Origin of the sequence: Dyella acidisoli, from assembly GCF_030160295.1 — a bacterium.
GTDB lineage: Bacteria > Pseudomonadota > Gammaproteobacteria > Xanthomonadales > Rhodanobacteraceae > Dyella_B > Dyella_B acidisoli.
The window spans coordinates 42,131-55,211 of sequence record NZ_BSOB01000024.1; the positions used below are offsets into that span (position 1 = coordinate 42,131).

The 13,081-nt window shown below is 57.6% G+C and carries 11 protein-coding genes; 10 read left to right on the forward strand and 1 reads right to left on the reverse strand.

Translation table 11 applies throughout. The annotated features are described in order from the left end of the window. The first annotated feature begins 112 nt into the window (after window positions 1–112). The 9 genes from QQJ86_RS13225 (at window position 113) to QQJ86_RS13265 (ending at window position 8,676) form a co-directional block, all read left to right on the forward strand. On the forward strand, window positions 113–1,222 hold the full coding sequence (locus QQJ86_RS13225; RefSeq protein WP_284321428.1) for an S-(hydroxymethyl)glutathione dehydrogenase/class III alcohol dehydrogenase: 1,110 nt from the start codon (window positions 113–115) through the stop codon (window positions 1,220–1,222). A gap of 155 nt (window positions 1,223–1,377) precedes the next feature. Next, entirely contained in the window at window positions 1,378–2,223 is an 846-nt protein-coding gene (gene fghA / locus QQJ86_RS13230; protein ID WP_284321438.1) for an S-formylglutathione hydrolase, read from the forward strand. Window positions 2,224–2,435: 212 nt separating this feature from the next. Continuing rightward, complete coding sequence (locus QQJ86_RS13235) at window positions 2,436–3,857, forward strand: GGDEF domain-containing protein (RefSeq protein WP_284321429.1); 1,422 nt, start codon at window positions 2,436–2,438, stop codon at window positions 3,855–3,857. A gap of 56 nt (window positions 3,858–3,913) precedes the next feature. Then, window positions 3,914–4,321 carry a GFA family protein gene (locus tag QQJ86_RS13240; RefSeq protein ID WP_284321430.1) on the forward strand — a complete coding sequence of 136 codons (408 nt, stop codon included), beginning with the start codon at window positions 3,914–3,916 and terminating at the stop codon, window positions 4,319–4,321. A 169-nt stretch (window positions 4,322–4,490) separates the two neighbouring features. Then, window positions 4,491–6,698: a penicillin acylase family protein gene (locus QQJ86_RS13245; RefSeq protein WP_284321431.1), complete on the forward strand. Its 2,208-nt coding sequence runs from the start codon at window positions 4,491–4,493 to the stop codon at window positions 6,696–6,698. 140 nt (window positions 6,699–6,838) lie between these two features. Continuing rightward, on the forward strand, window positions 6,839–7,141 hold the full coding sequence (locus tag QQJ86_RS13250; protein ID WP_284321432.1) for a hypothetical protein: 303 nt from the start codon (window positions 6,839–6,841) through the stop codon (window positions 7,139–7,141). A 189-nt stretch (window positions 7,142–7,330) separates the two neighbouring features. Then, complete coding sequence (locus tag QQJ86_RS13255) at window positions 7,331–7,780, forward strand: hypothetical protein (RefSeq protein WP_284321433.1); 450 nt, start codon at window positions 7,331–7,333, stop codon at window positions 7,778–7,780. After that, on the forward strand, window positions 7,770–8,054 hold the full coding sequence (locus QQJ86_RS13260; protein ID WP_284321434.1) for a hypothetical protein: 285 nt from the start codon (window positions 7,770–7,772) through the stop codon (window positions 8,052–8,054). Before QQJ86_RS13255 ends, QQJ86_RS13260 begins: the two co-directional genes overlap by 11 nt. 175 nt (window positions 8,055–8,229) lie before the next feature. Then, window positions 8,230–8,676, forward strand: coding sequence for an SRPBCC family protein (locus tag QQJ86_RS13265; RefSeq protein ID WP_284321435.1), 447 nt, complete (start codon window positions 8,230–8,232; stop codon window positions 8,674–8,676). 56 nt (window positions 8,677–8,732) lie between these two features. On the opposite strand, the gene QQJ86_RS13270 is transcribed toward QQJ86_RS13265, so the two are convergent. Beyond that, complete coding sequence (locus QQJ86_RS13270) at window positions 8,733–9,170, reverse strand: DUF2501 domain-containing protein (protein ID WP_284321436.1); 438 nt, start codon at window positions 9,168–9,170, stop codon at window positions 8,733–8,735. A 716-nt stretch (window positions 9,171–9,886) separates the two neighbouring features. Between QQJ86_RS13270 and QQJ86_RS13275 the strand changes: the two genes are divergently transcribed. Next, window positions 9,887–12,883 (forward strand): TonB-dependent receptor plug domain-containing protein, encoded by a 2,997-nt coding sequence (locus tag QQJ86_RS13275; RefSeq protein WP_284321437.1) that lies wholly within the window; start codon window positions 9,887–9,889, stop codon window positions 12,881–12,883. Window positions 12,884–13,081 lie beyond the last annotated feature (198 nt).

Genomic DNA, 13,081 nt, shown 5'->3' on the forward strand with positions numbered 1-13,081 from the left:
TTGCTCCTTGCATGCGTAAAGAACTCAGCAACGATGGAGTTTTGTGTATTCGATCGTCCGCAAGCATGATCGATAATCGAACCCTTCCATTCCAGCTTGCAGGAGCATCCTCATGAAATCGCGTGCCGCCGTAGCCTTCGCCCCGGGCAAACCGCTGGAAATCGTCGAGATCGACGTGGCGCCGCCCAAGGCCGGCGAAGTGCTGGTAAAGATCGCGCATACCGGCGTATGCCACACGGATGCCTTCACGCTCTCCGGCGACGATCCGGAAGGTATTTTCCCGGCAGTGCTCGGCCATGAAGGTGGCGGCGTCGTGGTGGAGGTGGGTGAGGGCGTGACTACGCTAAAGGCTGGCGATCATGTTATTCCGCTCTACACCGCCGAATGCGGCAAGTGCAAGTTCTGTCTTTCCGGCAAGACCAATCTGTGTCAGGCGGTGCGCGCCACGCAGGGCAAGGGTTTGATGCCGGATGGCACCACGCGTTTCTCCTATCAGGGCAAGCCCATCTACCACTACATGGGCACCAGCACCTTCAGCGAATACACGGTGGTGCCGGAAATTTCGCTAGCCAAGATCGATCCACAAGCACCGTTGGACAAGGTGTGCCTGCTCGGTTGTGGCGTCACCACTGGCATCGGCGCCGTGCACAACACCGCCAAGGTGGAGCCGGGTGCGACAGTGGCGGTGTTCGGGCTGGGCGGTATCGGCCTGGCCGTGATTCAGGGCGCGGTGCAAGCCAAGGCATCGCGCATCATCGGCGTCGATGTGAATCCCGACAAATTCGCCTTGGCGCGCGAGATGGGCGCAACCGATTGCATCAATCCCAAGGATTACGACAAGCCGATCCAGGACGTGATCGTGCAATTGACCGACGGTGGCGTGGATTACAGCTTCGAATGCATCGGCAACGTGGACGTGATGCGCGCTGCATTGGAGTGCTGTCATAAAGGCTGGGGCGAAAGCGTGATCATCGGCGTGGCCGGTGCCGGCAAGGAAATCCACACGCGTCCATTCCAGCTCGTCACCGGCCGCGTATGGCGCGGCAGCGCGTTCGGCGGCGTGAAAGGGCGCAGTCAGTTACCGGGCATGGTGCAGCAGGCGATGCGCGGTGAGATCAGGCTCGATCCGTTCATCACGCATCGTTTGCCGCTGGAGCGTATCAACGAAGCGTTCGATCTGATGCACGAAGGCAAGTCGATTCGTACCGTCATCCACTTCTGATTAACGTCGCGTCTCAGCTGCGCGACGTACAGTTCCCTCCCTTGCTTGCAGGGGAGGGTTAGGGTGGGGTGACGCGAGCGAAGCTCGCGTCAGGGCAGTTACCCGCTGGCTGAGACGCTACGCTAATCAGGTCCATTTTCGAGAGAGCGAACATGTTGGAACGCATCGAACATCGCGCCTGTTTCGGCGGCTGGCAGGATGTCTATCGTCATCGCTCGCGTGCTGTCGACGGCGACATGCGTTTTGCCATCTATCTGCCGCCGCAAGCCGAACACCAGAAAGTACCGGTGCTGTATTGGCTTTCCGGTCTTACGTGCACTGAGCAGAACTTCATCACCAAGGCCGGCGCGCAGCGCTATGCTGCCGAGCACGGCTTGGCGCTGGTCGTGTGCGATACAAGTCCGCGCGGCGATAACGTGGCGGACGATGCGGCCTACGACCTGGGGCAAGGTGCCGGTTTCTACGTCAACGCCACTGTGTCGCCATGGTCTCAGCACTACCGCATGTACGACTACGTGGTGCACGAACTGCCGGCGCTGGTCGAGCAGAGCTTTCCCGTGACGAACAAGCGCGCCATCAGCGGCCATTCCATGGGCGGCCATGGCGCGTTGACGATTGCGCTGAAAAATCCCGGACGCTATTCGAGCGTGTCGGCTTTCTCCCCGATCGTCGCGCCGTCGCGCGTACCCTGGGGCGAAAAAGCGTTGACGACCTACCTGGGCAGCGATCGCGAAACCTGGCGTGCTTACGATGCTACCGAACTCGTGAAATTGACCCATGAAAAAGGGGCCAACGAAAAGATCCCGATGTTGATTGAGCAAGGTGACGCCGACGAATTCCTGCGTACCCAGCTCAAGCCAGAACTGCTGCAAGCGGCCGCCGAGGCCGCAGGTTATCCACTTGAACTGCGCATGCGCACTGGCTACGACCACAGCTATTATTTTGTGGCCAGCTTCATCGGCGACCACGTGGCCTACCACGCAGCCGCATTGCGCACGTAGGTTGGGGTTTGCACTCCAGCCTACACGTAACTTTCACACTGCAAACAGTCTGCGCAGCCCGTCTCTGTTTTGCAGCATTCGACATGCCGCCAAGCGAGGCCGGGTGTATGCTGATCCCGCGGTCCGGAACATAAGCGACGCAAGATTTTCGACGGATCGTGCACGTTCAAGCGTCCATATGGATCACCGCTTACCGCCTGTTCCGCTCTTCCATGAAAACAACCGACTCGATTGTTTTGCCAACGAGCCAGTCCGATACCGCGCTTTTACGGCGCGTAGCCGTCGTGGAGACGGTTTGCTTGGCCGTGGCCGCGTTGATTGCGGTGGCAATCTTGTTTGCCTGGTTCGTGAGCGGTGCGCGCGCGTGGTATCCGGACGGCTGGTATTTGATGAAGTTCGATACCGCCTCCTGCGTACTGTTGAGCGCAGCGGGTCTTGCCATGCTGTCCAACGGATCATCGTCTTTGCGCACGTGGGCTGGGCGCGGGCTGGCATTGCTAGTGATGTTGCTTGCGGTGCTGGCGCTATACGAGCATGCCAGCGGGCGATCTACCGGTTTCGATACACTGTTCGTGGCGGATACCACCAGCAACAAGCCGGGCTTGATGTCGGTGCAGACGGCCGTCTATTTCCTGCTGATGGCGCTGGGCCTGCTGCTCGCCACGGTGCAGGGCCATAGAGCCGGCGTTGCGGTTGTGACGCTGACTGTGCTGCTCACGTTGCACGCATTGATCATTTTTTCCGGCTATTGCTTCGACGCCGCGCAACTGTTCGGACAGAGCATGTCCACGCGCACCTCGCCGCATACGCTCGCATGCATGCTGCTGCTGGCCATCGCCTTGATCGGCTGGCGCATGCAGTTGGGATATTTTCCCGTATTGGTGGGCACGGGCCTAGGCAGTCGGATGGCGCGACAGGTACTGCCGTTGGCCGTGCTGTTGCCGTTCGTGCTGATGCTGAGCAGCACCGCCTTGGCCGGCGCAGGCTGGCTGTCGCCGAAGGTGGCGCTGGGTTTGACCATTGCCGTGCTGGCTGCCGCGCTAGGTGTGCTGGTCTCGCTGATGGGACGGCGCATCAATGCGCTGGAGCAGGATTTGCACGATTTGTCATTGATGGACGAATCGACCGGCGTACTCAACTACCGCGGCTTCGAACTGCTCGGTGAACAATCATTCCGCGAAGCACGAAGAAGCCACCATGCGGTGGCCTTGCTGGTGTTCAGCGTCGAAAGCGTCAGGGAACTCAATGAAAGGGAGGAATACGATGCCGGCACTCATTTGATGCAGGACTTTGCAGTTATTCTCAAGGCGAGCTTCGAACTGGCGGATATCATCGCATGTACCGGAAGCGATGAATTTGCCGTGATCACCAAGGACGAAAACACCGGTGGCGTCATCGCACTGATGCGAGTTGGCGAAACGGTGGAGTCGCTGAATACCGCGGACCGTCCTCACAAAATCCGCTTCAGCGTAGGCGAAGCCATCAGTGATCCTGATTCGGGTGAATCGTTTCATCATCTGATCGAGCGGGCAGGGTTGAGGCAGCGCGAACGCAGGCGCGTGGAGCGTGTATTCGGCGGCGAGGGCGAAGAGGGGGCAGCACGATCGTCTTCCGATACCGCGCGGCACGCATAATTCTTCTTCCTGATCGCTGTAAGCTACCCGTTCGCGCAAATAATCGAGGGAGTGTCATGACGTTCGAAGGTGGATGCTATTGCGGTGCAGTGCGCTATCTGGCGGAAGGCGAGCCTGTGATGAAAGGGCAGTGCCATTGCCGTGAATGTCAGTACATTAGCGGTGGTGCGCCGCAGATGTTTATTGTCATGCCCATTGCGGCGTTCCGTTACACCAAAGGCACACCCAAAGCATATAAGCGCGCCGATCTGGAACACCCCGTTACGCGCGAATTTTGCGCCGAGTGCGGTACGCATCTCGTTACACGGCGTCCGGACATGCCGATCGTCATCATGAAAGTGGGCACGCTCGACGATCCACGCCAATTCGGCGCGCCGAAAATGGCCATTTTTACCTGCGACAAACAGTCCTTCCATCAGATTCCGGATGGCGTGCCGACGTTCGAGCGCATGCCCGTGCATTGATCATGTAGGCTGGGATGCAATCCCAGCATTGCCATATACGCCCGCCATGCGATGCTGGGATTGCATCCCAGCCTACAAACTCCACGTGCCGCCTAGCCCAAAGGTCAACTTACCCTCATTCACCCTAGCCGATACCATGTTCCGATCTCCTCGGACTGGTAGTGACGCAATGCAAAACGTTGCAGCATCCACTCGCCTGAAGCTGCGAGCTTTTACTGCGGCCATCGGCTTCTCCCTGGTCCTGACTACCCCGGCACACGCACAGACGTCCGAAGCAACCCGCTGGCACAACGAAGCCCAGGCCGTCACCATCACGCGCGACGATTGGGGCATCGCCCATGTGCACGGCAAGACCGATGCTGATGCAGTATTCGGCATGGCCTATGCGCAAGCCGAGGATGATTTCAACCGCGTAGAAACCAACTACCTCAACTCACTGGGACGCCTGGCTGAGGCAGAAGGCGAGTCTGCCATCTGGAGCGATCTGCGCCAGAAACTTTTCATCGATCCCTCCGAACTGCAGCGCCAGTACGCCAAGAGCCCTGCATGGCTGCAGGCATTGATGAACGCATGGGCCGATGGCTTGAACAACTACCTGGCCACGCACCCGCAAGTACATCCGCGTGTGATCAAGCATTTCGAACCGTGGATGGCGCTGAGCTTCAGCGAGGGTAGCATCGGAGGTGACATCGAGCGTGCATCGCTCAAGGCGCTGCAAGCTTTTTATGGACACGACGGCGAAACAGTCGTGATCGCCGAAACACCATCGAGCTGGGCGGAACCTTCCGGTTCGAACGGTATGGCCATCGCGCCCAAGCTCACCACCAACGGTCATGCGTTGCTGTTGATCAACCCGCACACTTCGTTCTACTTCCGCTCCGAATTGCAAATGTCCAGCGATGCGGGGCTCGATGCCTACGGTGCGGTGACGTGGGGCCAGTTCTTCATCTATCAGGGCTTCAACCAGCACATCGGCTGGATGCATACCTCCACCACCGCCGATGCCGTCGACGAGTTCGCCGAAACCATCGTGCACAAGGATGGAAAATTGTTTTATCGCTACGGCAGCGAGTTGCGTCCGATCTCCGTACGCCAGATTACCGTGGCTTATCGCAAGAGCGACGGCTCGATGGCGGAACGCACTTTCACTGCCTATGCCACGCACCATGGCCCGATCGTGCAAGAAAAGGATGGCAAATGGATCGCCATGGCGTTGATGAACAAGCCTTTGCAGGCGCTGGAACAAAGTTGGCTGCGTACCAAAGCCACCGATTACGCCAGCTACATGAAAGTGGCCGAGCTGCAGGCCAATTCCTCCAACAACACCATTTTTGCGGACGACAAAGGCGAGATCGCCTATCTGCATCCGCAATTCATTCCCAGGCGCGACAACCGTTTCGACTACACCAAGCCGGTCGACGGCAGCGATCCGGCCACCGATTGGAAGGGGCTGCATGCGCTCAATGAGCTGCCACATCTGTTGAATCCACCGAACGGTTGGATCATGAACACCAACGATTGGCCGTACTCAGCCGCAGGTGCTTACAGCCCCAAGCGCGAGGACTATCCGCGCTATATGGACACCGTCGGTGAAAACCCGCGAGGCATTCACGCCACCATGCTGCTGACCGGCAAACAGGGCTTTACGCTGGAGTCGCTCATCACCACGGCATTCGATTCCTACCTGCCGGAATTTGCACGGCAGATTCCTATCCTCGTGCACGACTATGACGCGCTGCCGGCCAGCGATCCGCTCAAGCAAAAACTTGCCGGCCAGATCGCCATGCTGCGCAACTGGGATTGCCGCTGGGGCATCGCTTCCATGCCCACCACGCTGGCGGTGTTCTGGGGCGACACACTGTGGGACAAGATGGACAAAGCCGATAACGCCGAAGGCTTGTCCATGTACGACCTGATGGCCGAGAAAGCCGGCGCCAAAGCCCGACTGCAGGCTCTCGGCGAAGCGTCCGACCGCCTGGAAAAAGATTTCGGCAGCTGGGGCATTCCATGGGGCGAAGTAAACCGCTTCCAACGACTAACCAGCGACATCGTGCAACCCTTCAACGACGCCAAGCCAAGCATCCCCGTGCCTTTCACTTCATCCCGCTGGGGTTCGCTTGCTTCCTTCGGCGCACACCGCTGGCCCGGCACCAAGCGTTACTACGGCACCAGCGGCAACAGTTTTGTTGCGGTGGTCGAATTCGGTGACAAAGTACGTGCGCGTGCCATTACTGCTGGCGGCGAAAGTGGCCACATTGATTCACCGCATTTCGATGATGAAGCCGAGCGCTATACGACGGGGAATCTGCGGAAGGTCTATTTCTGGCCGGAGGAGCTGAAGGGGCATGTGGAGCGGGCTTATCATCCGGGGACATAGCGGCTTTTCTTTTTCGCGTCAGAGCGGGTCTCTCGGCCATCATTTAGGGGGCTTCACAGAATCCTCGTCGTCATTCCCGCGAAAGCGGGAATCCATTTGCTCTGGGTAAAAAGCGACAATGGATTCCCGCTTTCGCGGGAATGACGGCAAAGGCAGGGGATCCCGTCACACCGACACCAACCATTTCGAAAATTGGGGGTACTTTGGATTTTCTAAAATCACCCATCTTGCTAACCCTGATTTGCGCCTACACGTATTACGTCCTCGGCGCCTATGAAGCCCAGCAGGGCAATCGCAACCACGGCATACTCTGGGCCGCACTCTCAATAGTGGTCTCTTTCGTTGTTGCCTATCTTTTCAAAGGCGGCTGGGGCGCATTGCTGATCATGCAGGTCCTTCTTTTCTTTGGTATCGCGGTGTTTAGGGCGCTACGCGAGTCATAAGATGGTGAGTAACCTGCTATGAATAGTCGTGATTCGGAACAAATGTCACAGCGTTATGCCGTTGAACCAAACATCTATCAGCCACGCTTTTACGCGTGTCGTAGCGATAGAGGCGGCGATGAAAGTCGGAGCTAGCTTGCCAGTCAGATTCTAGATCCGGACAAACGGGAGCATTTTTCGGAGGAGACAATGAGCAAGTTGATGAAACGTATTTGCGCGTTTTTGCTCGCTATAAGCTTCTTCCTGCCGCTGGCTCAGTGTTCACAGAAAATGGAAGATGCATCACCGCCGTTGGCGGTATCGGCCAGCAATGCCTATGAGTGGCCGAGCCTGTTTTCGACAGTTTTGTTGCTGCTGTTCTTCTGGCCACTAGCACTTGTGCTCTGGCGTGCAGTAATGAGACGCGCGCCAAGTCGAAGGGTGTGTTGGATCGAGTGCGGCTTAAGCGGGGCGACCCTTGTAGCGATCTGCTGGCTGGTCTTGTCTTGGCGATTGAGTTTCGGCGCGTCAATTCGATATGGCGCGTTTGTCGCGTGCGGAAGCATACTTGGATATGGCGCCATGTCGCTTATGGAAGGCATAAGAGGCGAAACGAAACATGCCGCTGACACGGGAGGAGCAGATCCTGATGGCAGGTAATGTTGAAGCTCTTGAATACGTGTTGATAGTCGCAGTAGTTCTCAATGTTTTCGTTTCGGTAGCCGTTGCTATCAGCGGCTGCTATAGCGCACGGCAAAAAATCTCTCAAATTGTCATTATTTGGCTATTGCCGATATTAGGTGCGGTTCTGTTCGGGCTTTTTCTCGTATCGCAAAGCGGAAGTGGTGCGGGTATTGGTTGTCGCTCCGAAGTTGAAGATGATCCCCAGACCTGGTCGGCACTTCTGGATAAAGATCATCCATCCCAAAAATGACTGGGCTTCTTTGCCGCGGTTGATGGTGACGGCCGTGCCTACCTAGATAGCCGCCGGACGAATCCACCTACGCTTTATCGCCACAAACGCAAGAACACGATGTCGATTCCGCTAGGCTCCATTCGTCATCCCTATCAGAGGGCCTTCCTCTGCTTCCGAGACCGGGACCAAAGCCATGACTACCAACACCGTTCGCCTTCACCGTGTACTCCGTGCCACTCCCGAGCGCGTCTATCGCGCTTTCCTCGATGCTGATGCCATGGCCAAGTGGCTGCCGCCCAATGGGTTTACGGGCCGCGTCTACAAGCTGGAGCCGAAGGTGGGCGGACAATACAAGATGACGTTCACTAACTTCACCACGGGCGACGGCCATTCGTTCGGCGGGGAATATTTGGAATTGGTGCCGAATGAGCGGCTGCGATATACCGGCGTGTTCGACAATCCGAATCTGCCTGGGACGATGCAGATTACGGTATCGCTGCGCGCAGTGTTCTGCGGTACCGAGCTGACTGTGGTGCAGGAAGGGATTCCGGAGATGATTCCTGTGGAGGCCTGCTACTTAGGTTGGCAGGAATCACTGGTGCTGCTTGCCCAACTGGTCGAAGCCGAGATTCGACAATAAGAAAAACGCACCGGTCGCCAAGCGGCCGGTGCGTTTTCATGGCGCGCTGTATGCGTTCAGTGCCCGAGGAAGTTTTTGCCCTGCTTGAGCACGACGTCGCAGGCTTTGGTCGTGATTTTCGACTTCAGATCGCTGTTGCCACCACCGACGTCGGCCAGGTTGGTGGTTTTGCCATTGTTGCCCTTGAGAAGACCACTCAGGCCGCTCTGGTAGTCGGTATTGGTGGTGCCACCCTGGGTTTTACCGAGCAGCTTGCTGGCGAGGCCGGATGCGCCGGAGTCGCCGCCGAGGTAGTTGTTCTTTACGCAATACTGCAGCAGACCGGCCACGTTGCCCATGCTGCCGGAGCTCATCGAGCCGGTGTTGCCGCCAAGCACCCCGCCGAGTTTTCCACCCAGATTGCCAAGGTCCTGCGCTGCCGCCGTGCCGCAAGCAAGGCTCAAGGCCAAGGCTGCCAGGGTGTGGGTGGTGATTTTTTTCATTTGCGCGTTCATGAGCATCCCTCCTTGTGTTCTTGTGGACTGGTGCATTCAATACCGAAGCTTGTTAGAAGTATGTCGACGCCTATCTTTGTGACTTGTCGTCATCCTGCCAAAGCATAGCCAGTGCGTCACTGGGAAGAGAAGACCGCAGCAGATTCGTCGCCCCGGCGCGGGCCGGGGCCCAGTGTCTTTGACGATTTTATAAGTCGCTTGGTCTCGGCTTTACGGCGAAGTTTTTCGGCAGCCTGACCCAACCACAAAAAGAAAGCGCCGGCGATGACAAGCATCGCCGGCGCCATTGGCCAGATTAACGTACCCGCCAAAACCAGCGGGAATCGTCGTGCATATCGTTTCCTGTGCCCCCACACACATCGAACCCGCAGGTATGTGCCATCCGCTGCGTATCGACTCGGCGATAGCCGAAGAACTTGCTATGCGATTTTAATTCTAGATTTTTCATGCAGGTTTTCTCCATCTCCCGACGGGACAAGCTCCGGTTTCATTAGGCCACTTATAAATGAAATGACGCGTTTGATGAATGCCGGCGCAAAAATTATCGGCCGGCTAAGACATTTCATTGGCCCATTTTGGACAGTGAGTCGTTGACGGTAATCGCTTAACTTATTTCAAACGGCGCGACATCTTTTTCCTTGGCCATTCTGAACGGCTGAGGCGGTTTCTTCATGCCGAAACATCGGTTTTCGACTATCCGTTAGGGGCTTTTTTGTATGAAAGATCAGCAGCGTAAAGTGCTGTGCATGCTTATTTGCAGTTCGCTGGCAGGCACGCTTGGACATGCCGATGTCGCCATGGCTCAGACGACCTCAGCCGATACGAGTCAAGCGACCGTTCCATCGGGTTCGCAAAAGTCGCTGCAGGTGATCAAGGTTACCGGCTCGCTGATTCGCAGCGTCGACATCGAACAGGCGCAGCCTGTCGTTACCCTCTCGTCCGCTGATATTCAGCGCCAGGGCTTCGCCACGCTCGGCCAGTTCCTGCAGAACCTGACCGTTGCATCGAGCACGGATATCAGCAAGTCCGATCCGTTCGAAGGCGGCCCCGATGTCGGTGGCAGCTACGTCGATCTGCGCGGCCTCGGTTCGTCGCGTACGCTGGTGCTTATCGACGGCAAGCGCATGGGCACCTCGTTCATGGGCATGGCCAACCTTGACACCATTCCCGTGTCGATCATCGATCACGTCGACGTGCTGGCCGACGGCGCATCGGCGGTGTACGGCTCGGACGCTATCGGTGGCGTGATCAACGTCATCACCAAAAAGGATTTCAACGGCGCGCAGATCGATACGTACGACGGCAAGTTCATGCCGCATGGGGACGGTTCGCAAGGGCAGTATGGCGTTACCTTCGGCAAGAGCGGATCGCGCGGTTCGATTCTGTTCTCGGCGCAGTATCAGAAGCAGGACGCCATCAATGCGGATCGCCGTTCTTATAGCGATTATCCGCTGACGGAGCGATTCCCCTTGAACGGCCTCAGCACCATGGGTGGCTACGGTGCGTTCTACAACCCGGACGGAACGCTTTCCGTGCTCAACGCGGGTGGTGATCCGCGCAACATCAATGACTACCACACCCAGGTGCAGCCTACCGTCGGTGCCGATGGCCGTGTCACCAGCGCGGGCGATACCTACAACCTTAGCAATCAATCCACGCTGCAAAGCGCAACGAGCATGAAGAACCTGTTCCTGCAGGGACAGTACAACATCTCGGACAATCTCTCGGCCAGCTTCAGCGCCAGCGTCAACCAGGACAGCAACACCGGCATGCTGGGTGGTCTTCCGCTTTCCACGTCCAGCATCGTGTCGACGCTGCAGCCGCAATACAACGATCCGATGTTGTCGGCTCAGAGTTACTACAATCCCACCAATGCGGATGGCCAGACACCGACCGATCTGTCCTTCCAGCGTTACGTGGTGGAGTTGCCACGCCTGAACATCAACAAGTCGGAGAACTTCCGCTTCAGCGCCGGTTTGGACGGCTATTTCCACCTGGGCGATCACCAGTTCAGCTGGGATGCCTACTACTACGAAACGCGCTACATCGGCACCATCACCGACACCGGGAATTTCTATCTGCCGCATCTGGCCAATGCGCTGGGGCCATCGTTCATGGCGTCCAACGGCACGGTGGAATGCGGTACGCCTGGCAACGTCATTGCAGGGTGCGTGCCACTCAATGCGCTGGCCGGTCCCGGCGGATACACCGCGGCCATGCTCAACTACATCGCCATCGATTCGTACGAGCGTTACGGCAGCACCGAAAAGGGGCCGCAGGTGGATGTGAGCGGCGAAGTGTTGGAACTGCCGGCGGGTGAGGTGAATCTTGCCATGGGCGCTTCGCACCGTTCGATCTCCGGTTACGACACGCCGGACACGAACTCGATGAATGGCCTTACCACCAACCTCGCCGGACAGCCGACTAGCGGTGGCTATGGCGTCAACGAGGCCTATGCCGAAGTAAACGTGCCGGTGCTCAAGGATCTGCCGTTTGCGCAATCGCTGAGTATCGACGTTGCCAGCCGCTTCTCGCACTACACCAACTTCGGTAACACGCACAACAACCAGTACAAGATCAGCTGGAAGCCGATCGACGACCTGCTGATCCGCGGCAGCTACGGCTCCGGTTTCCGCGCGCCGACGGTCGGGGATCTGTATGGTGGCGTCAGCACGACCTATCCCGGCTACACCGATCCTTGCGACGTCACCTATGGTCTGGCCCGCTACAACGCCACCGTGGCCAAGAACTGCGCCAACGGCATCGGCGGTCAGCCCGCATTGAGCAAGGATGCCTTGAATGCAGCGGGCCTTGGCAGTCTGTACACGAATGGCTTCATGCAGGAGCAATCACCCAACGTATTGGTGAATGCGCCGGGTGGTGCCCCCGTGTACGAACCCTTTACCGCAGGCGGCAATTCCAAGCTGCGGCCTGAAACCTCCAAGAGTACGCAGATCGGCTTCGTGTACAGCCCCAGCTATCTGCCTGGTGTCAATGCCTCGGTCGACTGGTTCAACTACAAAGTGCGCCATGTCATTTCGTACGTCTCGGCGAACGAGGTGCTGTACAACTGTTATGCGCTTTCCATCGCCGCCGATTGTGCCTTGTTCCAGCGCACGGCCGCAGACCAGTATCAGGTCAGCAGCTTGTTCATGGGCGAAGAAAACCAGGGCTACATGGGCGCTGCCGGTTACGACGTCAATGTGTCGTACGCGTTGCCGAAGTTTTCGTTCGGCGAGTTCAAGCTGACCTCGCAGTCCACGTACTACACGCGCAACGACAACCAGCAATATGCCAATACGCCGGTTACCTCCGGCAACGGCATCGGATCTAGCTGGCGCCTTCGCTCCAACTTCACCATCAACTGGGACTATCGCAACTTCGGCGCGCAGTGGACGCTGCGTTACTACTCGCCGCTGAAGGATTCCTGCTACAACCAGCAGTATTCTGCATTCCCTTGCACGTTGCCCAACTATTACCAGCCGGGCGTGGGTGTTACGCCCATGACGCAGATTGCATCGGTGACGTTCAGCGATGCGCAGGTGCACTGGAAGGCGCCGTGGGGCGGCATCATCGCGCTTGGCATGAACAACGTGTTCAATCGTAAGGGGCCGTATTTCTACGGTTCGTCCGGCAGCGACAGTGCGTATTCGTATAACGCCTCGTATGACTATGGGCGATTTGTGTATCTGCGTTATTCGCAGAAGTTCTGAAGCCGTAGATTGGGTTACCCCCGGATCAAGTCCGGGGTAATCCAAGCATCGCGTCATAGGCATGCATGACAAGGCTGGGATTATCATCCCAGCTTATGTATGGACTCGCCCCCTTCGTCAACCGCTTTTTTCATCCCCGAATGCCGGCTGCATCTATGTATGAGGCCTCACCAAGGTGGCAAGGTGTGCCACGGGCCA

What these genes read in the sequence shown, in the direction of transcription:
- QQJ86_RS13225 (WP_284321428.1), top strand. Translation starts at nt 113, where the DNA reads ATGAAATCGCGTGCCGCCGTAGCCTTCGCCCCGGGCAAACCGCTGGAA.
- QQJ86_RS13235 (WP_284321429.1), top strand. Translation starts at nt 2,436, where the DNA reads ATGAAAACAACCGACTCGATTGTTTTGCCAACGAGCCAGTCCGATACC.
- QQJ86_RS13240 (WP_284321430.1), top strand. Translation starts at nt 3,914, where the DNA reads ATGACGTTCGAAGGTGGATGCTATTGCGGTGCAGTGCGCTATCTGGCG.
- QQJ86_RS13245 (WP_284321431.1), top strand. Translation starts at nt 4,491, where the DNA reads ATGCAAAACGTTGCAGCATCCACTCGCCTGAAGCTGCGAGCTTTTACT.
- QQJ86_RS13250 (WP_284321432.1), top strand. Translation starts at nt 6,839, where the DNA reads ATGACGGCAAAGGCAGGGGATCCCGTCACACCGACACCAACCATTTCG.
- QQJ86_RS13255 (WP_284321433.1), top strand. Translation starts at nt 7,331, where the DNA reads ATGAGCAAGTTGATGAAACGTATTTGCGCGTTTTTGCTCGCTATAAGC.
- QQJ86_RS13260 (WP_284321434.1), top strand. Translation starts at nt 7,770, where the DNA reads ATGGCAGGTAATGTTGAAGCTCTTGAATACGTGTTGATAGTCGCAGTA.
- QQJ86_RS13265 (WP_284321435.1), top strand. Translation starts at nt 8,230, where the DNA reads ATGACTACCAACACCGTTCGCCTTCACCGTGTACTCCGTGCCACTCCC.
- QQJ86_RS13270 (WP_284321436.1), bottom strand. Translation starts at nt 9,170, where the DNA reads ATGAACGCGCAAATGAAAAAAATCACCACCCACACCCTGGCAGCCTTG.
- QQJ86_RS13275 (WP_284321437.1), top strand. Translation starts at nt 9,887, where the DNA reads ATGAAAGATCAGCAGCGTAAAGTGCTGTGCATGCTTATTTGCAGTTCG.